Annotated in this window: 21 protein-coding genes; 4 read left to right on the top strand and 17 right to left on the bottom strand. The window is 62.3% G+C overall.

Translation table 11 applies throughout. The features are described 5' to 3' along the window. Nucleotides 1–12 precede the first annotated feature (12 nt). From ACPQ6D_RS04450 to ACPQ6D_RS04440, 3 genes are all read right to left on the bottom strand, one after another. Entirely contained in the window at nt 13–726 is a 714-nt protein-coding gene (locus ACPQ6D_RS04450) for a PP2C family protein-serine/threonine phosphatase (protein WP_423223088.1), read from the bottom strand. 248 nt (nt 727–974) lie between these two features. Continuing rightward, the gene (locus tag ACPQ6D_RS04445; RefSeq protein ID WP_423223087.1) at nt 975–2,429 is read right to left on the bottom strand and encodes a hypothetical protein; all 1,455 of its coding nucleotides are present in this window, start codon (nt 2,427–2,429) and stop codon (nt 975–977) included. A 181-nt stretch (nt 2,430–2,610) separates the two neighbouring features. After that, nucleotides 2,611–3,576, bottom strand: coding sequence for a hypothetical protein (locus tag ACPQ6D_RS04440; protein ID WP_423223086.1), 966 nt, complete (start codon nt 3,574–3,576; stop codon nt 2,611–2,613). Here ACPQ6D_RS04440 and ACPQ6D_RS04435 point away from each other — a divergent pair. Beyond that, on the top strand, nt 3,554–6,451 hold the full coding sequence (locus ACPQ6D_RS04435) for an ATP-binding protein (protein ID WP_423223085.1): 2,898 nt from the start codon (nt 3,554–3,556) through the stop codon (nt 6,449–6,451). The two genes, ACPQ6D_RS04440 and ACPQ6D_RS04435, sit on opposite strands and share 23 nt — an antisense overlap. A gap of 585 nt (nt 6,452–7,036) precedes the next feature. On the opposite strand, the gene eno is transcribed toward ACPQ6D_RS04435, so the two are convergent. From eno to ACPQ6D_RS04405, 6 genes are all read right to left on the bottom strand, one after another. Beyond that, nucleotides 7,037–8,320, bottom strand: a complete 1,284-nt coding sequence (gene eno, locus ACPQ6D_RS04430; RefSeq protein ID WP_423223084.1) for a phosphopyruvate hydratase — start codon at nt 8,318–8,320, stop codon at nt 7,037–7,039. 253 nt (nt 8,321–8,573) lie between these two features. Beyond that, nucleotides 8,574–9,587, bottom strand: coding sequence for a nitrogen fixation protein NifH (locus tag ACPQ6D_RS04425; protein WP_423223083.1), 1,014 nt, complete (start codon nt 9,585–9,587; stop codon nt 8,574–8,576). A 36-nt stretch (nt 9,588–9,623) separates the two neighbouring features. Further along, a complete protein-coding gene (locus ACPQ6D_RS04420) occupies nt 9,624–10,307 on the bottom strand; it encodes a methyltransferase family protein (protein ID WP_423223082.1) in 684 nt (227 codons plus the stop codon). A 129-nt stretch (nt 10,308–10,436) separates the two neighbouring features. Beyond that, complete coding sequence (locus ACPQ6D_RS04415) at nt 10,437–10,973, bottom strand: GNAT family N-acetyltransferase (protein ID WP_423223081.1); 537 nt, start codon at nt 10,971–10,973, stop codon at nt 10,437–10,439. 36 nt (nt 10,974–11,009) lie between these two features. After that, complete coding sequence (locus tag ACPQ6D_RS04410) at nt 11,010–11,417, bottom strand: VOC family protein (RefSeq protein ID WP_423223160.1); 408 nt, start codon at nt 11,415–11,417, stop codon at nt 11,010–11,012. Between the two features lies 1 nt (nt 11,418). Then, a complete protein-coding gene (locus ACPQ6D_RS04405; protein WP_423223080.1) occupies nt 11,419–11,817 on the bottom strand; it encodes a PPOX class F420-dependent oxidoreductase in 399 nt (132 codons plus the stop codon). A gap of 574 nt (nt 11,818–12,391) precedes the next feature. Between ACPQ6D_RS04405 and ACPQ6D_RS04400 the strand changes: the two genes are divergently transcribed. From ACPQ6D_RS04400 to ACPQ6D_RS04390, 3 genes are read left to right on the top strand one after another with little or no spacing between them, the layout of a single operon-like run. Beyond that, nucleotides 12,392–13,126 carry a hypothetical protein gene (locus tag ACPQ6D_RS04400; RefSeq protein ID WP_423223079.1) on the top strand — a complete coding sequence of 245 codons (735 nt, stop codon included), beginning with the start codon at nt 12,392–12,394 and terminating at the stop codon, nt 13,124–13,126. A gap of 32 nt (nt 13,127–13,158) precedes the next feature. Continuing rightward, on the top strand, nt 13,159–15,219 hold the full coding sequence (locus ACPQ6D_RS04395; protein WP_423223078.1) for a sensor histidine kinase: 2,061 nt from the start codon (nt 13,159–13,161) through the stop codon (nt 15,217–15,219). A gap of 39 nt (nt 15,220–15,258) precedes the next feature. Continuing rightward, nucleotides 15,259–15,918: a response regulator transcription factor gene (locus ACPQ6D_RS04390; protein ID WP_423223077.1), complete on the top strand. Its 660-nt coding sequence runs from the start codon at nt 15,259–15,261 to the stop codon at nt 15,916–15,918. A 423-nt stretch (nt 15,919–16,341) separates the two neighbouring features. On the opposite strand, the gene ACPQ6D_RS04385 is transcribed toward ACPQ6D_RS04390, so the two are convergent. The 8 genes from ACPQ6D_RS04385 to ACPQ6D_RS04350 form a co-directional block, all read right to left on the bottom strand. After that, entirely contained in the window at nt 16,342–16,752 is a 411-nt protein-coding gene (locus ACPQ6D_RS04385) for a DUF433 domain-containing protein (RefSeq protein ID WP_423223076.1), read from the bottom strand. Between the two features lie 301 nt (nt 16,753–17,053). Continuing rightward, nucleotides 17,054–17,551, bottom strand: coding sequence for a GNAT family N-acetyltransferase (locus ACPQ6D_RS04380; RefSeq protein WP_423223075.1), 498 nt, complete (start codon nt 17,549–17,551; stop codon nt 17,054–17,056). Between the two features lie 101 nt (nt 17,552–17,652). Beyond that, the gene (locus ACPQ6D_RS04375) at nt 17,653–17,922 is read right to left on the bottom strand and encodes a DUF2277 domain-containing protein (RefSeq protein WP_423223159.1); all 270 of its coding nucleotides are present in this window, start codon (nt 17,920–17,922) and stop codon (nt 17,653–17,655) included. A 59-nt stretch (nt 17,923–17,981) separates the two neighbouring features. Further along, complete coding sequence (locus ACPQ6D_RS04370) at nt 17,982–19,736, bottom strand: dockerin type I domain-containing protein (RefSeq protein WP_423223074.1); 1,755 nt, start codon at nt 19,734–19,736, stop codon at nt 17,982–17,984. An 86-nt stretch (nt 19,737–19,822) separates the two neighbouring features. Next, complete coding sequence (locus tag ACPQ6D_RS04365) at nt 19,823–21,577, bottom strand: long-chain-fatty-acid--CoA ligase (protein WP_423223073.1); 1,755 nt, start codon at nt 21,575–21,577, stop codon at nt 19,823–19,825. A gap of 137 nt (nt 21,578–21,714) precedes the next feature. Beyond that, the gene (locus tag ACPQ6D_RS04360; protein WP_423223072.1) at nt 21,715–22,311 is read right to left on the bottom strand and encodes an MBL fold metallo-hydrolase; all 597 of its coding nucleotides are present in this window, start codon (nt 22,309–22,311) and stop codon (nt 21,715–21,717) included. A 52-nt stretch (nt 22,312–22,363) separates the two neighbouring features. Next, a complete protein-coding gene (locus ACPQ6D_RS04355) occupies nt 22,364–23,122 on the bottom strand; it encodes a hypothetical protein (protein WP_423223071.1) in 759 nt (252 codons plus the stop codon). 64 nt (nt 23,123–23,186) lie between these two features. Beyond that, a complete protein-coding gene (locus ACPQ6D_RS04350) occupies nt 23,187–24,182 on the bottom strand; it encodes an aldo/keto reductase (protein ID WP_423223070.1) in 996 nt (331 codons plus the stop codon). Nucleotides 24,183–24,186: the final 4 nt, after the last annotated feature.

The raw sequence follows: 24,186 nt of genomic DNA, 5'->3' as shown, positions 1-24,186 counted from the left end.
CGGCCGGCGCGGCTAGGGTAAGGGAAAGCTGGCGGTCAACCGCCGGGCGTCGTCGCTGCGCGTGTAGGGAACGATCTGAACCACCAAGACGCTCATGTCGTCGTCGGGCCGGCCCTTGTCCAGGCGAATGCTTTCGGCCAGAATGGCGTCAGCCAGGCCCTGGGCCGTCGTAGACGACGGCGCATCCAGCAGATGGGTGCGCAGCACACCGAGCAGATCGAGCGGTTGCCCGTGACGATTGCCGGCTGACCAGATGCCGTCCGTGAAGACGACCAGGGTGAGGCCCGGCTCGATGGGGAATTCGACGATCACTGGTTTGGTGTTCGGATAGATGCCGATCACCTGGCTCGGTTGATCGAACAAGCGTATCTCTGCGCCGCGCGCCACAACCGCCGGACACTGGCTGTTGCGTGAAACCACGATCGTGTTCGTCGCCAGATCAATGGACACGATATGCAGTTCGGCAGAAACCTGGCTGCGGCGATGCGTGCGCAGGTAGTCGTGCGCCGCACGCGCCGCGACGCCATCGCGCGCGCCTTCGGCCAAGAGGGCAATGGTCTTACGAACCACCAGGTTGCTGATGATTTTTGCGCTGCGGCCGCTGCGCTGACCGTCGGCCAGAACCAGGGATACCCCGCCGTGCGGCCGTTCAGTCATTTCCAGCGTGTCGCCGCTTTCACCGCTGGCGTACTTGCCGGTCTTCGCCGCCGCGATCTGCAATTCCATGAAATTAGACTCCGTGGATCAGTGTTCCAGACAGCTCGGTGTAGAGGCATCCGTGGTTCATCGTTGCGACTGCGATCGCTTTCGCGCCAAACAGCGCCGCAGCGTTATGTCGTATAGTGCGTAACCAGTGAAATCCTGGCGCAGCGAGCAAGAAATTCTCACACAGAGCCACAAAGATACAAATGAATCGGTTTGACTCTCAGTGCCTTTGTGTCTTTGTGTGAGCCCATTGCTTCCGGCTTGCCGGGTTAGGATATGACGACGGTCAACTGGACGCTGGCGCGCGCAGCGCCATCATGGCGCGAAACCGCCTCCAGGGTGACGATCGTCGAAGCGCCGCTGGCCGCGCCGGGCGGCGCGGTCATTCGCACCTGGGCCGTCTGCACGCCGCCAGGGGATAACGTCACTTCCGTGGCGTTGTCGGTGAAGCAGCGATCGCCCTCTGGGCCGTTCAAGCACAAGAGCAAATGCCAGCCCGCCGGCAGACTGCTGCTCAAGTTAATCGCAATCTGATCGGTCGTATTGCCTGTATTTTCGATGCCAAGCGACGCGACTTGATGCTCGATGCCGTCGGCCACGAGCGGAACCTGGCTGTTGCTGCCGTTGATGCGCACACCCCACTGCGGTGTGACCGTTGGCGTTGCCGTGGGCAGGTTGGTGGGGGTCGGCGTTGCGGTGTAGAACGGCGTGGCCGTGGCCGTCGGCGTGACCGATGGCGTGGGCGTACCTCGCACCTGCACATTGGCAACCCACACCTGGTCGGTCAGGTCGTGCAATACCACACGGAGGTAGTAATCGGTATCCTGCACGGGACAAACCTGACGTGAGCCAACGCCGGTGACGCCCGTTTCCGTCCCATCCACTTCCAGGTAGACCGCCTCGATCCCGGCCGTATTCCAGCGCAGCGTGGAACACTGCCCCAACAAAATGGTGCGCGGCGCCGCGGAGAAGTTGATGATGGGCGCCAAAGGCTCGGTCGGCGCCAGGGTGGGCGTGGGCGGAACAAAACCAGTTGGGGTGGCGGTAGCGCCCAAATTGGGCAGCGGCGTCGGCGTCTCGGTTTCCAACGCGCCCGGGAGAACCGTGCCGTCGAGGGGCGTGGGTCGCCGGGTGGGGGTGGGGCGCGCGGTCAAGCTAAACGGCGGCGGCTCCAGGGTGCCGGCCTCGGCGGTCAGCCGCGCCACCGCGGTCACCGTGGCAAAGGCAGCCGCGACATCCGGAGCGATCGTGGGCGGCGCCGGGGTTGGGGTAAAGGTCGCGGGGCGAATGGTCACCGGGCCGGCCACAACCGGCGTCGGTTGCTCTGTGCGCGCGCGGGTAGTCCACGAGCGCCAGGCGAGGAAACCGCCAATGACGACCAGGCAAGCAACCAAAGCCAGGAAGGCGCCGCCAGCGCCAAGCAGGTACGGCATCCAGCCGCTGCGTCGTCCAGGAGCTTCCAGCGCATCCTCGTCCAGCAGCGTGTCTGCGACCGGCTCATCCCACGCGGGCGTGAGTGAAACAGCCGCCGGCCGGCCCTGGGTGGCGGCGACATGGCGCGGACAGGTGGCAAACTGCCCGCCCAGACAAAAAAACTGCTGCTGCGCCAGGGGCACTGATTCACTGCGCCCGGTGGCGTAACAGCGGTTCTCGAAGTTCGGATAATTGAGATAGATGCCTTGCTCGCTGAGAGATCCCAGCAGGGGGCAAGCCTGGCCTTCCATAGATGAAGTCCTGATCGGTGTAATCCTCGTGTGTCAATTCAGGCTGAGCGCGGCGGACATGGATGACTTCCGCCGTCAATCACATGGCCGCGCAGGGCGGCAGGCTCTCAGCGTCGGGATCAGACGAAGCTCCCCTCTCTCAACACGCGCGCATTATAGCACCGCGGGGATGGACTGTCAATCAGGCTTCGTCCCTATCCTGCTCTCCTCGTTCTCTCCCAGGCGGTTTCAACCATACGCCCACCCCCACCGGCTGCAGCGTCTCCTGCACCACCCGCACGAGCTCGTTCGTCAGCGCATCGAGATCCGTCTCGTCGCGTGCGGTGAACGCGAATTGTGCCAGCACCCGCTGCGCATCGTACTTCTTGCGGAAAAAGCGCCGGTCAATGCCATCCTGGATGCGGCGGCGCAGGGGGGTGAAGAGCGCGGCGATGGCCAGGGTCGAGATCACGATCGCCAGGGGCGACTCTTGACGCGTGAGCGTACGGAAGAGGGACTGCAGAACCAGGACGCCCACCAAGTATCCCGCCACCAGCGCGCCGGTAAGCGCACCATAGATCAGCGTGCGCCGGATGACGACGTCAACGTCCCACAGGTGGTAGCGCAGCATCGAGATGCCAATCGTGATCGGGATCAACGCAACGACGATGATCTGAAGCGGTACACCGAAAAACTGAAACCAGGCCAGGTCAGCGATCAGAAACTGGCCTATCAACATAGCCAAAAAAGCCATCAATGGCGCGCTCAGTCCGAGCAGCACCCACTTGATCTGCTGGCGCGCCTCGGCCGATGCCAGGCGCCGGAAGCGGAAGGTCTGAGCCAGCAGGCCGCCTAGCCATGCCGTGAAGAGCGCGACAGCCCCGATTCCCCAGCCGTAGTCCAAGACCCACCGATCCGAGATTCCCAGGGGAGCGCGCAAGAGAACCAGGAGGAAGTAGACCACCAGAGGCGCCGCGGTCCAGCGCATCCATGGGAAGGCGAGACGCCCGTCCGGGAAGAGGTAGATCAGTCCCAGTATCCCTACCAGGAAGAGTAGGGCGTACACCGTCTGTAGAAACGCCGGCAGGCCTAGCCAGGCCGGGAAGCGCCAAACGTCGGTGTTGCCGCTGAGCATGAACGGACTCATGGTCAACAGGAACCCGCTCACGAGCAGCGCCATGCGATCGGCCGGCCGCAGCCACGCGCGCGAGGCGCTGGCTGGGCTGCTGTGGCCCGAGTACGACGATGAGCACGCACGCGCGGCCCTGCGGCGTACGCTCTCCACCCTGCGCGCCGCCGTGGGCGAAGAACACCTGGCGATTGATCGAGAGACGGTCGCCTTGGTTCCTGGTGCGAACCTTTGGGTGGACGTGACCGAGTTCCGCGCGCGCCTGGCCGCTTGCGCGCAGCACGGCCATCCCGCGGCCGACGCCTGCCCCGCGTGCCTGGCGCCCCTGGCCGAAGCCGCGGCGCTCTACCGCGACGACTTCCTGGCTGGCTTCAGCCTGCGCGACAGCGCCGAGTTCGAAGACTGGCAGTTCATGCAGGTCGAAACGCTGCGCGCCGAGTTGGCCGAGGCGCTTGACAAGCTGGCGCGCATCCACAGCGCCGCGGGAGATTTCGCCGCCGCGCTGGCGTCAGCCCGGCGTTGGCTGGCGTTGGATCCCCTGCGCGAGGAGGCGCACCGCCAGGTCATGCGGCTCTACGCCTGGGTCGGCCAGCGCAATGCGGCCCTCCATCAGTACCGCGAGTGCGTACGCATCCTGGAGCAAGAGTTGGGCGTCCCGCCGCTGGCCGAGACCACTGAACTATACGAAGCCATCAAGGGCAACCGCCTGCCGACTTCGGCGAGCTCAGTCGAGCCGCGCCCGCCAGATTCCTCTGATTCTGAAAAGCCCGAAAAACCGCTACCTGCGCCCCGCGCAGGGCTGGCAAGAGCCCCGGCGCCTGCCGGACTGCTCCCACTGGTGGGCCGCGCCGCGGAGTTGACGGCATTGGTGCGTGGGTACGAACGCCGCGCGACCACTGGCGTCTTCGTCGCGATCGAGGGAGAGGCGGGGATCGGCAAGACACGCCTGGCGGAGGAATTCCTGGCCCAGGTCCGCAGCCAGGGTGCGACGACCATCACGGTGCGCTGTTACGAAGGTGAAACCAACGTAGCCTACGGCCCGGTAGCCGATGGCCTGCGCGGCGCGTTAGCCCAGTCGGCCTGCGCTGATCGGCTGGACGCGCTGCCAGCCCACTGGCTGGCTGAAGTTGCGCGCCTGCTACCCGAACTGCATGCGCTGCGCCCAGGCCTGCCGCCCCCGCCTCCGCTGGACGCGCCGGGCGCGCAGAGCCGATTCCTCGAAGGGCTGCGCCAGGTGCTGAGCGCCGTTTGTCAGGGCTTCGTCCCAAACGTGCTCTTCTTCGATGACATGCACTGGGCTGATGCGGCGTCGCTGGGCCTCCTGGCCTACCTGGTGCGCCGGTTGGCTGGGCAACCGCTCTTCATCCTGGCAACCTGGCGCAGCGACGAAGGCCCGGTCACCGCACGCCTGCGCAGCCTGGTCGCTGACGCGCAGCGTGCAGGCGCCGGCGCGACGTTCGTGCTCAATCGCCTGGCGCCGGCCGATGTGCTCGACATGGTGCGCAGCCTGTCCGCGGCCGGCGCTGACCTGCCAGCCGGCATGGGCGATCGGCTGCACCGCGAGACGGAGGGGCTGCCGCTGTTCCTGGCTGCCTACCTTGAGGACTTGGCGCAACAACCGGAAAAGGGCGCACAAGGGGAGTGGCTTGTGCCTCGCGGCGTGGCCGATCTGCTGCGGGCGCGGGTGGATGCCGTGGGGGAGGCGGCGCGGCAGGCGCTGCAGGCTGCAGCCGTCATCGGCCGTTCCTTCGACCTGGAAGCGCTGCAGGCGACCAGCGGCCGCAGCGACGAGGAGGCGGCGTCTGCGTTGGAGGCGTTGACCAGGCGGGCGATTGTGCGCGAGGTGGCCGAGGACGCGGGCGCGACCCCGCGCTACGACTTCACGCATGAGAAGCTGCGCGGCCTGGTCTACGACGAGACGAGCCTGGCCCGCCGCCGGCTGCTGCACGGCCGCGCGGCCAGATTCTTGTCGGAACGGGCGCGCATCCGCCGCAATCTGGATGCCCAGGCCGCCGCGATTGGCCGACATTTCCGGCTGGCCGGACAGGATGCCGAGGCCGCGGCCTGTTTCGCGATGGCCGGCGACCACGCGCACGGTCTATATGCTCACGCTGAGGCGCTGGCTCACTACCAGGCTGCGTTGGCCCTGGGCCACCCGGAGGCGCGCCGCCTGCACGAGGCGAGCGGCGACATGCACGTGCTCTTGGGCGCCTACAGCGCAGCGCTGGCGAGCTACGAAGCGGCCGCGGCGTTGTGTGCTCCGGCTACCCCGGCGCTGGCTACGGTTGAGCACAAACTGGGGAACGTCCATGCCCGCCGTGGGGAGTGGCCGTCGGCCGAGGCGCACTTCGCGGCCGCGTTGGACCTGGCAGGCAACGCCGCGAGGCGCGCCGAAGCCGCCCGCATCCTGGCCGACTGGAGCCTGGCCGTCCACGCGCAGGGGCAGACAGAACGCGCCTCCGCGTTGGCGTCAGAGGCATTGGCCGCGGCTGAATCAGCCGATGACCGCCGCGGCGCGGCCCAGGCGCACAATCTTCTCGGCATTCTCGCGCGCAGCCGCGGCGACGCGGCCGGCGCGGTTGCGCACCTCGAACGCAGCCTGGCCATCGCCGACGCTCTAGCGGACGCCAGCGGCCGTATCGCGGCGCTCAACAACCTGGCCCTGGCCTGCAGCGACCGCGGCGACCTGGCGGCGGCCACAGCCCTGGCCGAGCGGGCGCTGGCGCTGGGCGTTGCCGTGGGCGATCGCCACCGTGAGGCCGCGCTGCACAACAACCTGGCTGATCTGCTGCACGCGGCCGGCCGCAGCGAAGAAGCGATGATCCATCTGAAGCAGGCAGTGGTCATCTTTGCCGAGATTGGCGTTCAGGCTGGCGATGCGCAGCCGGAGATTTGGAGGCTCCTGGAGTGGTAGGGTAACTATTCAGGCGGTGCGCCGTGGCAAGCAAGCGAGTGAAATCGCGCCTGATGGGCGTTCCCGCCAGGCGTCCACCGGCCCTTCGACTTCGCTCAGGGCAAGTGTGGACGCCTGGCGGCACGCCCTTGCAGCCCGAATTCATTCGGCGGCTGCAGTCGGCGCAGGATGCCTGAGCAGTTACATGGTAGGTTCGACGTCCCGTTCGCCTTCGACATAAAAAGCCGGCTGAGGTCGTCAGCATGGCTGCCAACGCCTCAACCGGCTTGGAGTCACATAGGAATCCTGTAGGTCAACCTAACCCTGACACGCCGGAACCAAATGACTCACACAAAGACACAAAGGCACTGAGACGCAAACCGGTTCCTTCGTGTCTTTGTGGCTTTGTGGCTTTGTGTGAGAATTCCTTGCTCGCTGTACCAGAATTTCACTGGTAAGATACTAACCCTGACACGCCGGAACCAAATACTTCAACGCCAAGACGCCACGGCGCAGAGACGCTAAGAAAACGCTTTGCGGCTTTGAGTCTCAGCGGCTTTGCGTTAGAATTACTTGCTCGTCATGCCAGAATATCACTGGTCAATACTAACGCACGAAGGCCTTGCGTCCTGCGTACACGGCCGCAGCGCCCAATTCTTCCTCGATGCGCATCAATTGGTTGTACTTCTCCACGCGCTCGGAGCGGCAGGGCGCGCCGGTCTTGAGCTGGCCCGTGCCCATGGCAACCGTCAAATCAGCGATGAAACTGTCCACGGTCTCGCCGCTGCGATGCGACACCATCGCCGTCCATCCCGCCTTGAACGCCATCTCGATCGCCTCGATGGTTTCGGTCAACGAACCAATCTGGTTCAGCTTGATCAGGACAGAATTGGCCGAGTGTTCGGCAATGCCGCGCGCGATGTGCTCGACGTTGGTGACGAAGATGTCGTCGCCGACCAACTGCACCTTGCTGCCCAGGGTTTGATTGAGCAGACTCCAGCCTTCCCAATCGTCCTCGGCCAGGCCATCTTCCAGGGAGATGATGGGGTATTTTTCAAGCCACTGCCCATACATCTCGATCATCTCCGCGGACGTCGCCTTCCGCTTCTCCGTGCGCAAGTTGTACAAGCCACCTTCGTGGAAGCCGCTGGAAGCCGGATCAATGGCGATGCAGATGTCGGCGCCGGGCTTGTAGCCAGCCTTTTCGATGGCGGCCACGATCAACTCGATTGCCTCCGAATTGGCCTTGAGCGTCGGCGCAAAGCCGCCCTCGTCGCCAACGCTCGTCGGATAGCCTTTGCTCTTCAAGACAGACTTGAGCGCCTGGTAGGTCTCAGAGCCCCAGCGCACGGCGTCATGAAACGTCGGCGCGCCAACGGGAGCGATCATGAACTCCTGCAGATCGGTGCCTTGCCAATTGGCATGCGCGCCGCCATTCATGATGTTCATCATCGGCACGGGAAGCGTGCACGCGCCCACGCCGCCCAGGTAACGATAGAGCGGCAAATGCACTGCGTTGGCCGCCGCGCGCGCCGCAGCCAGGCTGACGCCCAGGATCGCGTTGGCCCCGAGTTTGCTCTTGTTGGGGGTGCCATCCAACGCGATCATCGCGCGATCCAGGGCGACCTGATCGAGCGCGTCCATGCCGATCAGTGCGCCGGCGATCTCATGGCTGACATGCTCCACCGCCTTGAGCACGCCCTTGCCGCCGAAGCGGGCCTTGTCGTCATCGCGCAGCTCGAGCGCTTCGAGCACGCCCGTGGAGGCCCCAGAGGGCACGGCCGCGCGGCCGCGCGTCCCATCCTCCAGCCAGACATCAACTTCTACCGTGGGATTACCGCGAGAATCCAGGATTTCACGGGCCTTGATGCGTTCAATCTTGGTGGACACTGCACAATCTCCTTTGCAACATAATAAACTGCCCCTACCAGAGCAAAAATAGCTGGTAGAGGCTATCAGTCCTGAGACACATCGGATCAATGACCCTGGGGAGCCTCATCCCCTTCTATTTGCGATTATATTGTACCACGACTGTGCCGCGGCGCACAAATGCAAGTGTCAGATCTCGAACACCGTGGCGCAGCCAATGACCAGCCGGGGTGGCAGTTCAGAACCGAAGCTTAACCTGTCCATTCTTTCATGCCTATGCAGCCGCCTTCAGGGCGCGCAGCGCCCGCAGCGTGACCCACGGATTGGGCTGCTTTTTCGGCCCGAAATCGGCCCACGTCTTGCCGGCATAATCGTACTCCAGCAGCCAGCGGCCGTTGGCATCTTGCTTTTCGCGGATGACATGGAGCGCGTGGGCCAGGCGAGGATCACGGCCGTAGCCCAGCGCGACCAGGGCCTCGACATTTTGCAGCAGGTCGGTGACGTAGAAGACAGGGAAGCCGAACTTCCACCAGTTCCCGCTCGGCTTGTCGCTGTAGCCGTTGGGGTAAGCGGCCAGCGCGGGATCTGTACCCAGCAGGAAGTCAACGCCGTGCTCGATGGCGCGCGCCATGGCGGGCGTCCGGCGATCGGCAGGCCACCGGCCGAGCGCCAGCATCACCTTGACGGCGCCCCAGGCACACGACTGCTTGTTGTTTGAGCCGCAAGCGAAGGTTGGCCCACACTTGCCCGCGTAGTAGCGCACGGGCGCCTCTCGATCTTCCATGGGCGCGATGCCCTCGCCCGTGACGCTGCGCGCCAGCCAATCGAACGCCGTCTCCAGCCGGGGATCCTGGCAGCCCAGCTCGAGCAAGGCCCAGCACAGGTTGCCCTGCAGGCAGTCGGCCGTGCCGGAGGGTGGGCCGGACGCCGAGAACTGGCCGCGCGCGGCCAGCGCATGGTCCAGGACATACGCGCACGCGCGTTCGATCCGCGCGTCTTCAGCTAGCGACGCGCCCAGTTGCGCCAGCATAATGACCGACCAGACGGTGGAGCGATACTTGGGCAGGTAGCCAGGGCCAGGCTCGGCCCAAAACCCTGCCTCGTTCATCTGGTCCAGGATGGCAGAAATCGGCCCGGCCCGGTGCGCCGCCCGTTGTGCGACACCGAGCTGCGGGTCATCCGGTGCGAGATCGCACAGGTCGCGCAGCGCCAGGTAGCGCACGCCAGGTGCAGCCGCATCCAACAGCCACGGAAGGGGATCGGCCCTGAGTTGCGTTTGCCACGACATAGGTTACTCCTTGTTAGCGTGGTGTTACTCTCTCGCCTACCAAATGCCCGGCAACAGGCGATAACGCACCTGGCGCGCATAGCCGGTATAGCCGGACAGCTCCGCCTGCAGAGTGCGGTCTTCGAGCGCGGTGCGGAGGATGAGCAGGAGGACGCTCAAGCCGCTAATGATCAATGCCGGCCAGGAAGCGAGCAAAACCGGCACAGCCAGTTCAAATAGAATTGCGCCGATGTAGGCCGGATGCCGCACGTAGCGGTACGGGCCGCCACGGACGACCGTGTGCCCGCGCTCAGCCTGGATGCGCACGATCTGCGAGAAGAACGCGTTGGAAGCCGTCGCCCAGACCACCAGGGCATAACCCAGCACACACAAGGCCAACGCAACAAGCTGAGCCGCCGCAGGCAAGCCGCCTGTCCAGCCATGGCGCTGATCCAGTCCGGCGATGATGTAGCGCGCTAACTGGATCAGACCCAGAAGGCTCATGATGACGGTGTCCCACGGTTTTGCCCCCTTGCGCGGCCCCAGACGCTCAGCCATTAGGCCCGGGTTGACGCGGATGAGGATGATGGCCGTCGCCGCGATCCAGGCGGCCATGACCGCGAGCACAGCCCAGCCCGGCCACCAGTCCAGCCGCCCGGCGGACCAAAAAAGTGCTACGCCCATGCTAAGGAGACCAAGGGTCTCGCGGATGGCATATCGTACCATGAGCTTGGTGTCCATATCCTTTTACCTGATACGTGCCAACCCTCCCACCGGTTGCACGCCTGGCGCGCATATCCATCGCAGGTCACGATGCGCGTGTCAGGCTGGGCGACGCGAACCATCTGCGCGATCGCCTCTGCCTTGTGGTTAGAACAGCAAATACCAGAACAGGGCGATCTCGCGCCTGCCAGGTGCGACGCCGCGGTACAGGTAGCCGTCGAACCCACCGAGCACGAAGCCGCAGCGCGCGTAGAGCCGGCACGCCGCGACGTTGATATTCTGCGTCTCCAGCATCACCCCGGGCAATCCCCGATCCCTGGCCCAGCGGAGCGCGTGCTCGATCAGCCGGCGGCCCACGCCCCGGCGGCGGAAAGATGGCTCGACCGCAATATCCCAGATGATGGCGAACCGGTTCCAGTTCTCGTGTGCAAGAATCTGCCCGGCCAGTTGGCCGTCCACGTATGCCAGCCAGGCAGCATGGTCAGGCTGACCGAGATAGGTCGTGGAGTCATTCGCCTCAGAGTCGTAGCGTTTTACGTACGGCGGGACGCTGCGCACCGTATAGCTGATCCGTCCATCTTCTGCGGCCAGGCACAGCTCGGCGTCCACCGTGAACGCATTGTCGCAGCGGTTGAGGTCGGTCCAGTTGTGGTCTGCGAGTTCGTGTATGACGATATCAGCCAATGCCTTGCCTCTCCCACGGGTCAGTGATTGGCAGGATCAGGCGCCGTTGGGTTGCACCAGGTCCCACTTGTTGCCATAGAGATCGAAGAATACGACCACCCGGCCATACGGTTCTAGCCGCGGCTCCTCCGCGAACTTGACCCCGTGTGCTTGCATGGCGTGGTAGTCGCGCCAGAAATCGTTGGTATGGAGAAAGAGGAAGACGCGACCGCCGGTCTGGTTGCCGACGTGCGCCAACTGTTCCGGGGTCGCGGCCTGGGCCAGGAGCAGAGCCGCCCCTTGCGATTCCGGCGGCGCGACCACGACCCAGCGCTTACCCGCACCGAGCGGCGTGTCTTCGACGACGCTAAAACGCAGGGCATGGGTGAAGAAAGCAATGGCCTCGTCGTAGTCGCGCACCACGAACGAAAGCAAGGCGATGGATTGGGTCACGCTGACCGATATCCTATGCGGCTGGCTCATGCGTTGCTTTACGGCTGACCGGCATGCCGTCTTTGAAGGCTGTGGCGTGAATGCCCCAGCTCCACGACCGCTCGGGTGTGACGATCAAGACCGCGGATCCGCTGCCTTCGCTGATCTGCGCGCTGCCGTGAATCTTGATGCCGCGCGGTTTCCAGGGCGAGACCGTCGCCAAATCGTCAATGACGAGCGAGACTTTGGCGTTGCCCTGTTTTACGTTCTTGTATTTGAACGTGCGCGTGATGTCAAAACCGCCGATCACGAAACGCTGCCCGTCGAACCGAAAGCCCACCGGCGCGACATCCGGCTGCCCGTCGGGCGAGACGGTCGCCAGCCGCGCGAGCGGCTGACTCTTGATATAAGCGATCTCTTCGTTTGAAAACATCTTCTGTCCCTCAAGGCGCCAGGCCGACTTGTTGGCCTGGAAACTTCATGCGCGATTGACCTCTGGTTGAATGTTACAAGCCCTGCCAATGCGTCAGCGGCAGGTCCGCAGCAGCCGTCCATTGAATCGAGTGTAGCACAATCTCCATTCTCGGTCAATCCGTTCAAAAAACAGGAATAAATGCATGGTTTGCCTCTGCCTCTGCTGTGTGCTAAACTTTCCGCACAACAGAGTGGTAATCTTTGAGCCAGGCTACTACTTCTTCACACCCGCAGATATTCTGCAGGCAAGTGCAACCACCTGAGTAGATTGGACATTGAGAAAGTTTTCGAGCGTGCGACGAGACCCACCAGGCACCGTGTGACGGCTTCCGGTGGGCCTCATGTTTTCGGCTGGCGGCGCCAACAATGACGACTCGGGACAACTTCCCGGCCCAGGCGTGACCGTAGTCCCATGACAACGGGACGCGTCCGGGTGTATGATGCTGGCGCCGCTGATGTTGGACGAGGATTTGACCTCGTTCGGTCATTCGTGAGCACGTCTTCCCTGGGAGGTATTGAAAGTAGGAAATATGATGAACACAACATCAAGCGCCGCAGCCGCCGACGAGCGGTCGCTGGGACCGACGGCTGGGGCGGGTCAGCGTATCGCCTGGCGCAGCGGGCTGGCCGGGCTGATTTTGCAGGGGGCGGTGATCGCGACCTTTGTCTTTGGGATGCTTCTGACGGCGAGCCTCCCCAGCCACCTGGCGCGACGCCTGGAAAATTCCGGCCCGATTGTCATGATGGTGCTACTGGCCGCCTTCTGCGCGCTGGGCGGCGCGCTGTGGGCGCGCACACTCGCACGCATCAGCGGGATCAGCGAGCGCACGCGCCTGGCTTGGGCCGGCGCCCTCGCATATGGCCCGCCCCTGGTTCTGATCGTCTTTCTTCTGACCGAGGGGGAAAAGTACTTCGTCGAAGGCCCGGGCCAGGCGCTGATGCCGGTACATGTGGCCTTTGCCATCCTTTTCACACTAGCTGCCTCGGTCTTGACCGCCTTGCTGGGTGCCGCGCTGGGCATCGCCCGCGGCGATGGCCGGCTGGCAGCCAGGCTGGCGCTTAACGGCGGCGCCACAGCCGGCAGCGTCTTCCTGGCGGCCGATGTGATTCAACACCTCCTGGGACGGCACGTTGGCGGCCCCAACGCCGAAGCAACGGCCACCATGCTCACCGTCATGTTGGTGGGCAATATCCTGGCCTCGGTGGCAGGCAGCGCGGTCATTGGCGTCCTCCTCAGGCGACACGTCAGCGCCGAACCAGGCAATTGACCGGCAGTCCACAAACAGGTATGATTCCGGGCATGACAGCATCCATCACAAACGCAGGAGAAATCAAGCTCACGGGCTGGCCGCTTTGGCTGGGCCGCCTGGCCTGGCTGGTCGTGGCGGTGTTGGTGTTGCTGACCCTGAGTCAAGTCTGGCCAGAAAACTTCTGGGCGACCTACGGCGAATGGGTAGTCAGCCGCACCCGCCCGGCCGTCAGTATCTTCATGGCGTATGGCGATTTTGTGCGGTTTGTCGCCCTGCTCGAATCGCTCTCGGCCGTCACTGCACTGGGCATGGGTTTGCTTGTCCTGTGGCGTAAATCGGCTGACCGCATGGGTCTGTTTGCGTCTGCCTTTCTCATGCTGTCAGCGCCCTGGTATATCAGCAGCAACATGGAGTTGTGGCGCTTGCCCACTTGGGTGCCGTTCGGGCCAATCCTGACCTGGCTGCAGGCGGCCGCCACCCTGGGCAGCGTAATCTTGTTCATCTACCTGTTCCCAAACGGCCAGTTCTTTCCGCGCTGGACGCGCGGGAGCGCTCTGCTCGGCCTGAGTGTTATTGGGCTGTTTCTCGTCACCACATTCAGCCCACAAAGTCCCTCCTCAGTTGTGAGCGACAGCCTGTGGCTAATCTTCTCGATCCCCCTTGTGGGTTCGCTCGTCGTAGCCGGCGCCAGCCAGGTCTATCGCTACCGCACGTGCAGCGACCCGGTGCAGCGCCAGCAGATGAAATGGGTGGTCTTTGGATTAGGGCTGTATGTCGCCACCCTGCTTATCTCTTTTCTGAGCAACCTTCGGCCGCAGTCCGCATGGGAGGCCCTGATTGAACTGCTGATCAGGTTACTGGTTGGCTGGCTGATTCCGCTCACGATTGGTTTTTCTATGCTGCGCTATGGGCTGTGGGCTGTGGACGTGTGGATCAACCGCACGCTGGTCTACGGCACGCTGACTGCGCTGGTCGTGCTGGCCTATGTGCTCCTGGTCGGCGGGCTGGGGCTGCTGTTGCGCGGCGACAACGCCTGGTTGGCCGTAATTTCGACCGGTCTGGTGGCATTGGCGGTCAATCCGCTGCACGCCTGGCTACAGCGCGCGATCAACCGCCTGCTCTACGGCGAGCAGAACGATCCCGTGCAGGTGTTGGCGACGGTGGGGACCCAGTTGGAAGTCGCGGCCGAACCAGATGCCCTGCTACCCACGCTGGTACGCACGGTAGCGACGACGCTCAAATTGCCCTACGTGGCTGTCAGTCTGAGCGATGACGTGGCGCCGGTGGCGGCCTACGGGGTCATTAGTCAGGCTGTCGAAATATGGCCGCTGACCTATCAGGGAGCGGTCGTCGGCACGTTGACCGTGGGACGCCGCGCAGCCCATGAGCCGTTCAATCGGCACGAACAACGGTTGCTAGAGACGATCGCGCATCAAGCGGGGGCCGCGGCGCACGCGCTGCACCTGACGGCCGAACTGCGCCAGTCACGCCAACGCCTCGTCATCGCGCGTGAAGAAGAGCGCCGCCGCCTGCGCCGTGACCTGCACGATGGGTTAGGTCCGCGCCTGGCCAGCCTGACGCTCAAATTGGACGCGGCCGGTAACCTGCTGGCGCGTGATCCTCAGGTCGCGGCCGGGCTGCTCACCGACCTGAAGGCGCAAACCCAGGCCGCCATCGCCGATGTGCGCCGGTTGGTCTATGACCTGCGGCCGCCGGCATTGGATCAACTGGGCCTGGTTGGCGCGCTGCACGAGCACGCGGCCCGCGTCGCGTCTGACAGCCTGGCGGTGCAGGTGCGCGCACCGGACGATCTGCCTGCCCTGCCCGCGGCCGTTGAAGTCGCCGCGTACCGCATCGCGACGGAGGCCTTGACCAACGTGGTGCGTCATGCGCACGCGCAGCGCTGCACGATCTGGCTTTGCCTGGACCACGCGCTGCACCTGGCCGTGGACGACGATGGCATGGGGCTGCCCGATAACTACCAGGCAGGCGTTGGCATCGCCTCTATGCGCGAGCGAGCGGAGGAATTGGGCGGTGCGTGCCGCATCGCGCGCCGGGCTGAGGGTGGCACGCGCGTCAGCGCGCGGCTGCCATTCACGGCAACGAATTGACAGAATGTAAGGAATTCTGATGCTTTGAGGTGCTTCGCAGTGGAACCGATCCGTATCCTGATTGCTGATGACCACACCCTGTTCCGCGACGGTTTGCGCTCGCTGCTGGCGTCGGTGGCCGACACCGAGGTGGTGGGCGAGGCGGCCACGGGCCAGGAAGCTATGGCCCAGGCCATGGTTTTGCAGCCCGACGTGGTGCTGATGGACATCCGCATGCCGGGCCTCAACGGCATCGAGGCCACGCGGCGCATCGTCGCAACCAGCCCGCACATCGGGGTCGTCGTGGTGACCATGTTCGAAGACGATGATTCGGTCTTTGCCGCGATGCGCGCCGGCGCGCGCGGTTACGTGCTCAAGGGCGCTGATCAAGAAGAGATGCTGCGCACGATCCGTGCCGTGGCGCGCGGCGAGGCATTATTCGGTCCGGTCATCGCCCACCGGCTGATGAGCTTCTTCGCCGCACGACCCACGGCGCCGGAAATTTTCCCTGAACTGACCGACAGGGAAAGAGAGGTGCTGGGTCTGATCGCCCAAGGCTATAATAATGAAGAGATCGCCCGCCGCCTGGTGCTCAGCCCCAAGACCCTACGCAACCACATCAGCAACATCTTCAGCAAGCTGCAGGTGACCGACCGTGCCCAGGCCATCGTGCGCGCACGCGAGGCGGGAATCGGCGGGCTGCACCGGCAGCAGCGCTGACAAGCCCTGGCGCTCGACAGTCACTGTGTGCCGATTCAGCCGGGGAGATACAAGCGATGCACCCCTCGATAATTTTCGAGGTCTAGCACAACTTCAGCTAGTCTGAGAGCACAATCCTCGCAATATGCCGAATCTGCGAGAACGCGACGTAGATTGCTGATGGTCACGACTGGAAGACTGTTCGACGTGGTCAAGCGCCGTATCGTGCTTTCAAGCGACTGTTCACCATCGCTGGTGTTGCGGTTTCCGGTAAGCAAAAGAAAGCCGCAGTCCTGACAGTACTGCCACACTGTGGCATCTGCGGCGCTGACGGATAGGCCAGCATCAACAAACAAGCGCAATTCCATGGGAATCAGTTTGAGATAGCCACGAGTGTCCAGAGTTCGGAAGATTGCTCGCGCCTGGCCTTCGCAATTATGATCGCTAAGGACGATCTGCATGGGTATCAGCCTGGTACGTAGCCTCAATACGTTCTCGCAGCGCGTGCAGGGCTTCGCGCTGGGGTGTCATGGGCAGTGCAGCAATACGCAGTGCGATCTCTGCCGCTTGGCGACGATAGAACGCTTCTCGGTCAGCCAACCGTCGCTTGACCTCCACCAACTGCGGCTCTAACGCGGCTCGATGCTCCGCAATGTAGTCGAGTGCTGTTTCAACCTGCAAGGGCGAGAGGTTGAATGTCAGACCAATTTCGTAGACAGAATCACCGGCATCGTAGGCATCCATCACATCAAACACACTGACACGACTTTCGCTGATGAGTGGCCCCAAGTCCGTCTCGATAATCGTATAGCGCGCCCCACTCTGCTGCGTAGCCTTCGCCGTAATCGTCATCATGCTTCTCTCCAAACCAAAGCCAATACCCACCTCGCAGATAGTATACCTCATGGCACGGGGCCTGACAAGACCCCGTCATCGCGTCATCGCGCTGCGTTGACGGCGTCGGTATGGTCTCGTTACAGAATGCTTTGCACTGCGGGCGCTTTCCGCAGGAGATAGGCGACCAGGTAACAAATCACGACCGCTAAGGGCGTCATCCAGAGGAACTTGAGCCAGAGGTCCGTGGTGATGCCGCTGAGCGCGAAGGGAGCGGCACGATGATCGCTGGATGAAGGACGTAGTTGTGGGCGTTCACTCCTCAAGGCGCCAAATACTTGGCCATGTTGACGTTGGTGATCGTGTATCCTAGCTTGAGGTAGAGTGCTTGCGCAGCGGAGTTATGTCCAAATACGTGCAACCCGATGCGATCCATGCCCAGCGCTTGCGCCTCGCGCTCCACGGCCAGCATCGCCTGCATGCCGTAGCCCCGGCGCTGGAAGGCGTCGAAGATGCGCAGGTCATAGATGAACGCGCTTGGCTGCCCAAAGTGCGGCATCAAGGCCAGCCAAATCACGCCGACGGCTTGCGCGCTGGCCGCATCCCGAATCGTGAACAGATGCTGGTTGGGCGTGGCGACGCCCTGCGGCAGCAGATCAGCGAACTGCTGTTGCGCGTGCGACATAGCCTCCGCCTCGGACCAATTGCCGGCTGCGATTCTGTCCGCGGCATACTCGGCAATTGCTGGCTGCAAATAGGCTTCGAACTCCGCAGGGGTCATCCGTTCCAAAATTACGTGACCTGTCGGTGTCGTTGTCATCGCTTTTCATTCCTCTCTGGAAACATCATGCCCCAGTCACCCAAAATAGAGACACGCAAGCCAGTCATGGCTTTTGGCCGCGCACGCATCACGAGTGTCGCTTACCCGGCGAATCTCTGCGCCGCGCGCGCACGCGCCCTGGCCGCGTCCTCTGCCCGGTTCTTCGGCGGCGCGTTCGTCTCCAACGACATGAGCAGCTTCCTGGAAACGGCTGCAATCTCGTCAACCGCGGCCAGGAATGCCGCTTCGTTGGCTTTCGATGGCTTGTTGAAGCCGCTCACTTTCCTCACGAATTGGAGGGAAGCCGCACGAATCTCGTCGTCCGTCACCGGCGGTTCAAAGTTAAAGAGAGTCTTGATATTTCTACACACAAGCGTTACCTCGGCGTGGTGTAAAGGGAGATTCTGGTTGCGCTGCGGATTATCAACATTCATGGGCAGCTCGCGCCCCAACGCGCCGCCGCCATTTGGATGTCGGCAATCGTGACGGAGCCATCGCCGTCAAGATCATAGCCCGCGGGGGCGGGCTGACCCCACAGGCTGGCGATCGCGCTCAAATCAGCGGCATCAACGACGCCATCGTGATTGAAGTCAGGACAAATGACGCCGGGGATGATGATCGTGGCGGTATTCGAAGGGCCTGAAAGTCCCATGAAGCCTCGCGCCCGCACGCGGTAGGTGTAGGCAACGCCCTGGGCAACGGTCGTATCGGTTAGAGCTGTTACATTCTCGCCACGCGATTGAGCGACCGTGGTGAAGTCCGTACAGCCCGAACCCGCGCAGCGTTCAGCCTCCACCCAGAATTCATTATTGGCATTGTCGCTGAAATTCAATCGGACCTCATAGCCTGAGCCTGTGTTGGATGCAAAGCCGCTGAGATTCGTGGGGGGATTGGGCAGCAGGTCTGGCAGGCTGGTCTGCGTGTAATGCGTGGTCACGAGATAGTTCCAACCGAGGGTTGCCAGCGTGTTCGCCGCCCCAAGACGGATCGCCTTGCCGCCCGCATAATCATCCCAGACGGCCCATTGGGGCGTCCCATCCGGGTTGTACTTGACGGCGACGCCCTTCACATAGGAGAGGTTGCCAGAACCTGGGTTAGGGCCACCTTTGCCGGTCACGTACACGGCGCCGGAAGCGTCAACCGCCAGCATACTGGGGGTCTCGTCGTTGTTTCGGCCGCCGTCATAGCGTTGCGACCAGAGCAGGTTGCCGTTCGCGTCCGTTTTGATCGTCATCCAATCCATATAGCCGATCGAGTCAACGCCGGTTGCCACGATATTTCCCTGAGCATCCAGGGCCACGCGCATCGTCCGATCGCCAACGCTGTAGCTTTTGATCCATAACTGGTTTCCCGCGGCGTCAAACTTCACAATCGCCATCTGATAGGGATTTGGGTCTTGCGGGAAGTAGGCGCCGGCGGCGAAGTAGCTGATGTTCCCAGGACCGAAGGCCGCGTCGCCGGCCGCGTAAACAGCGCTGTTGGTATTCGCCCACAAGCGGTTCCCATTGGCGTCATACATCAGCGCCATGAAGAGATTACCGCTGACGCCAGCCACTGCGATCCGGCTGCCATCGGGTGAGATGGCCATGGAAGAAGGCGCGTCAATCGCGCCGTTGTTGTCGAAGACCGCGGTCCACAAGGTTGCTCCGGTGGGGGAGTACTTGATCAACACCGAGTCATTGAGAGCGAACCCGGCGACATAGATGTTGTCGTTGGCATCCACCTCCACACGGACAGAACCGCTAACGACGCCAGGCCGACTATTGGCCCACAGCAGGGTTCCATCAGCGTCATATTTGAGGGTCAGCCACCCCGTCGGTTGACCGGTCGAGATGCGGATCGTATTCGCCTGGACAACCGCGTTGCCATTGCCATCAACGGCGATCCACACGCCGCTGAGCGCCTCTACGGCGTCATAGGGGGTCTGCCACAACAGGGCTCCAGCGGCATCGAATTTCTTGATGATCAGGTTCCTGGAGGTTGCGGTGTCGCCCAAAACAACCACGTGATCGCTCTGATCGGTGTCCATCATGCTTGAAGCGTAATTGAAATCGGACGCGCGCCAGTCTTCAATCAGAGCCGGGGTCGGCTGGGCAGGAACAGGACCGAGTGCTGCAAAAGAAGCTATCAGGGTCATGACCAACGCCATGGATGGCGCATAATTGGATAAGCTGAAATTGAACATGATATTCACTCCTACGATGCGCCACGAATTCCTTCACCCATCAATGAGTCTGCAGCAGGCGTCCGACCCTCGGCGCAACTTCATTGCTATACAGCTCGACCGTCTTCATGCGGAACCGCCGCCTTGCGCTTTTCCTCTTCCACCAAGACGCGGCGCAGCGTTTTGCCGACCTGGCTCTTGGGCAGCTCCGTGCGAAACTCGATCAGCGAGGGCACCTTATACGGCGCCAGGCGCTCCCGGCAGAAGTCGCGTATCTCAGCCGCCGTGGCGCTCTGACCTTCCTTGAGCACGACGAAGGCCTTGACGGTCTCGCCCCGTTTGGCATCTGGGACGCCCACCACGGCGGCTTCCAACACCGCGGGGTGCATGAACAAGGTTTCTTCCACCTCGCGGGGCACGATATTGTAGCCGCTGGCGATGATCAGGTCCTTCTTGCGGTCCACGATAAAGAAGTAGCCATCGGCGTCCATCCTGGCAATGTCGCCCGTGTGGAGCCAGCCATCCGCGTCAATCGCAATCCTGGTTTCCTCTGGGTTGTTGTAGTATCCCTTCATGACCTGGGGCCCGCGTACGACCAGCTCGCCGGCTTGCTCGACATCCAAGAATGGGGTCTTGCCCTGCGCATCCGGCTCCAGGGCAACGATAGCCAGTTCAGTGCTAGGAAACGGCATGCCAACCGAGCCGGTTTTGGTTTGACCAAAGACAGGATTGCCCGCGGTGAGCGGCGATGATTCGGACATGCCGTAGCCTTCGACCAATTTGCCTCCTGTCACAGCCTCGAACTTCTGCGCCACTTCGGCGGGCAGCGAAGCGCCGCCGCTCAGACAAACGCGGATGCTGTGCAGATTGAATTCGGCCACTTTGGGATGATTGATGATGGCAATATACATAGCTGGCACACCAGGGTAAACCGTGATCTTCTCCCGCGCGATGGTCTGCAGGAGATGAAGGGTATTGCGCGGATCGGGCGCCAGCACCAGCTCGCCTCCCAGGTTCAGGCACGTCAGCATGCCCACGGTCATGCCGTAGACATGGAAGGCCGGCAAGGCGAGGAGTAATTTCTCGCCTCCCGGCTTCAGCGAAGGCACCCACGCGTTGATCTGGGTGATGTTTGCCACCAGGTTGCGGTGAGTCAGCTCGGCGGCCTTGGGCAGGCCCGAGGTGCCGCCGGTGAATTGGAAAACGGCGGTGTCGGCGGCCGGGTCAATCGGTACACTGGGCGCGGCGGCCGGCGCCGCGGCAAGGAGGTCGTGCATGAAATAGGCGCCCGGCCGAGGGGTCACGGCTTTCATCATGCCGCTTGCGCGCATCTGCTTGGCCACGACGCTGCGGAAGGGCAGGTCAATCATTTCAGAGATGTCGGTGAGGATGATAGTCTTGATGGCGGTGGTGGGTTGAATTTCGAGCACACGATCGTAAAGGCCGCTGAGCGTCACGATGGTTTCGGCCCCCGCGCGGCGCAGCAGAGGCGCCAGCTCATGCGCCGGATACGTGGGATTGGTGTTGACGACGATCGCGCCGGCCTTGAGCACGCCAAAATAGGCGATCACCATCTGCGGGATGTTGGGCAGCATCAGGGAGACACGGCTGCCCTTGCGGATGCCCAGCTGCACCAGGGCCGCAGCAAAGCGATCGCTCAGCCGATTCAGCTCAGCATAGCTTAGCCTGGCCTGCACTTTCCACCCCAGGGGCAAGTAGCGCAGCACCATCCGCACCGCGGTATGGTTAGGAAACTTCGCCGTGGCGTTCAACAGTAACTGGTGAACGGTGATATTCGGAACTGCGACGCTGTGTGCGACGCCTGGCTCATAGTGTGCCAGCCAGCAAAAATCCGTTGTCATTTCGATCGGCCTCCAAACATCTCTAACCTATGGTCGCGCCCCATGTCACGGCCTTCACTGGTCTGCAGTTCGACCCTGAATTCGACGATCCGGCGAACCAGGCGCTTGGGCGGCGGTAGCTGACCGGCTGGGAGGATTCATGGCATAAGCTCGACAATAGGACCGTGGGCGGGATATGCCCGAGCCGCGCCCTTTTCGCGCAAGAGTCTCCAGGTTGCCAAAGCGACGGGGTTGTCGTAGGCAAAGACTTCCAGCGGCAGATCCCCGGTAAAGACGGAGCCGTCATCAAGCAGGAGCGAGACGCAGTGATCGGAATGGCCGGGGGTATGAAGGATTTCCCCTGCAATTCCCATCTGGCTGAGGAGCACGCGGCTCTGTTCGAAGGTGATGACGACATTACCTTCTTCCGTTATGTCAATGTAGTGATCCCACGGCTTTGTCCAAGTCTTCATGCGTGGAATAGCATCAACCTGGACATCGAGTACAAGGAGGGGAATGCCTTCCCGCTTCAATTCCTCGGCCAGGCCGGCATGGTCAATGTGATAGTGGGTGGCAAGTGCGTAGCGGATCTCGCCCATAGGCACGCCCATTCGCTTGAGATTCGCCTTCATCGTTCCGAGGGTTCCAGGCCAGCCAATATCAACGAGCAAACGCGCAGCGCCAGCGCTTACCACCCAGTAGTTGGTTGAGCGATAACCCACGTTCACAATCGTCACGGCTGTTGCTGTAACCATGGTTCCCAGCGTGCTTCATCTAGGTGGAATCTCTGTCCCGGCGCCATACGAATCACGGCTGACCGAGCCTGAAGAGTCTGTAGCCTACAAACAAAAACCACACGGTCGTGAGAGCAGAAGCGAGGATAATGGATACGCTGCTCACAGAACCGGCCAAAGGGGAGCTTGCGACCGAAACAATGCCCAGGGCGCCTGTAGCCAAACCCAAATAGGCGGTACTATGGCTGAAAATCCCCTTCAACATGACAATGCCGGTCATGAGAATGCCGACGGCGAGGGTGAGTGAGTTGTAGACAAATAAGAGGTTGGAGACCACCACCAGGGACGGGTAATTTGCAGCCGCGACGATGGCTGTTCTCTGTACGTCATTCGCAGCAGCCGCGTAGCTGCCGCTGAGCGCGATCAGCGAGGCATAGTTTGTCCAGGTAAGCGCCAGGTCCAGGACAACGAACAATCCAATAAATGCGGCGGCTAACAGCATCGCGTGTTTGTTGATCCCTTTCAACGTGACGTACAGCGATAACGCAATTGGTACGAGGAGAAAATCTGTTAGGACGGAGAGGCCAAGAATAGCCCGCCACGCCGTCGTGTTCCCAGCGATATAGGTGAGCCAGGCCTCGGCGCCGCTCGGCCGAGCTCCCATACGAACATAGAGCGCAATGATGACGACATACGCGATGCCAAAGGCGATGGCAGAGATGCCGCCCACTCGGTACAGCCATTTCACATCTGGATCAACTGCACTCACCGTCATGTTCGGAGCGTTCATTTCCCCTTCTCCTTTGCGAACGATGTTGACGAGTTTCAACATACACTCATCGCTCGTCCGCGTCGCCGCCACTTGGCCGGCGCTTGTTTCCTCACTCTTGCGCTGCTTAGAGCCCGGTCATGCGCTGCAGGTGTTCGGGGTACCGATCCCCTTGCACCGTGATTTCGGCGGCGGCGCTTTCGATGTCGCGAAGGTCATCCGCGGTCAGTTCAACGGCAACCGCCCCGATGTTTTCATCCAACCGATGCAGCTTCGTGGTGCCGGGGATGGGAACGATCCACGGCTTCTGGGCAAGCAGCCAGGCGAGCGCAATTTGGGCAGGCGTGGCGCCCTTCTGTTCTCCAATCCTGGCAAGTAACGCAACCACGGCTTGATTCGCTTTGCGAGCCTCTGGTGCAAAGCGCGGGAGCGTGTTGCGGAAGTCGGTATGGTCGAACGTCGTGCTTTCGTCAATCTTTCCCGTCAGAAATCCCTTTCCCAGCGGACTGTAGGCGACCAGGCCGATTCCAAGTTCCTCGAGGGTTGGCAGCACTTCCGCCTCAGGGGTTCGCGTCCACAGCGAGTATTCGTTCTGGAGTGCCGTGATCGGCTGAACAGCGTGTGCGCGACGGATGGTTTGCACGCCGGCTTCAGAAAGGCCAAAATGCTTAACCTTGCCTTCCTGAATCAAGTCCTTCACGGCTCCTGCGACATCCTCGATGGGCACGTCCGGGTCAACGCGGTGTTGATAGAACAAATCAATCGCTTCGACCCTGAGCCGCCTCAGCGAGCCTTCGGCGACCTCCTTGATGTGTTGTGGCCGGCTGTTCAGGCCAACCCAGCGCGGTCCGCCGTTGGGATCCAATTTGAAGCCGAATTTGGTGGCAATCACCACGCGCCCACGAAAAGGCGCCAGAGCTTCGCCCACGAGTTCTTCGTTGATGAACGGGCCATAGACCTCGGCCGTATCGAAGAAGGTAACGCCGCGTTCGACGGCTGCCCGCAGCAGAGAGATCATCTCCTGCTTGTCCCTGGGCAGGCCGTAGGAGAAGCTCATGCCCATACAGCCTAGCCCCAGGGCCGAAACTTCCAAGTTGCTGTTGCCAAGTCTGCGCGTCTGCATTTTT

It is taken from the genome of Candidatus Amarolinea aalborgensis (assembly GCF_900491745.1).
Classification (GTDB): Bacteria; Chloroflexota; Anaerolineae; order SSC4; family Amarolineaceae; genus Amarolinea; species Amarolinea aalborgensis.
This window is presented reverse-complemented; position numbering and strand designations above follow the sequence as displayed.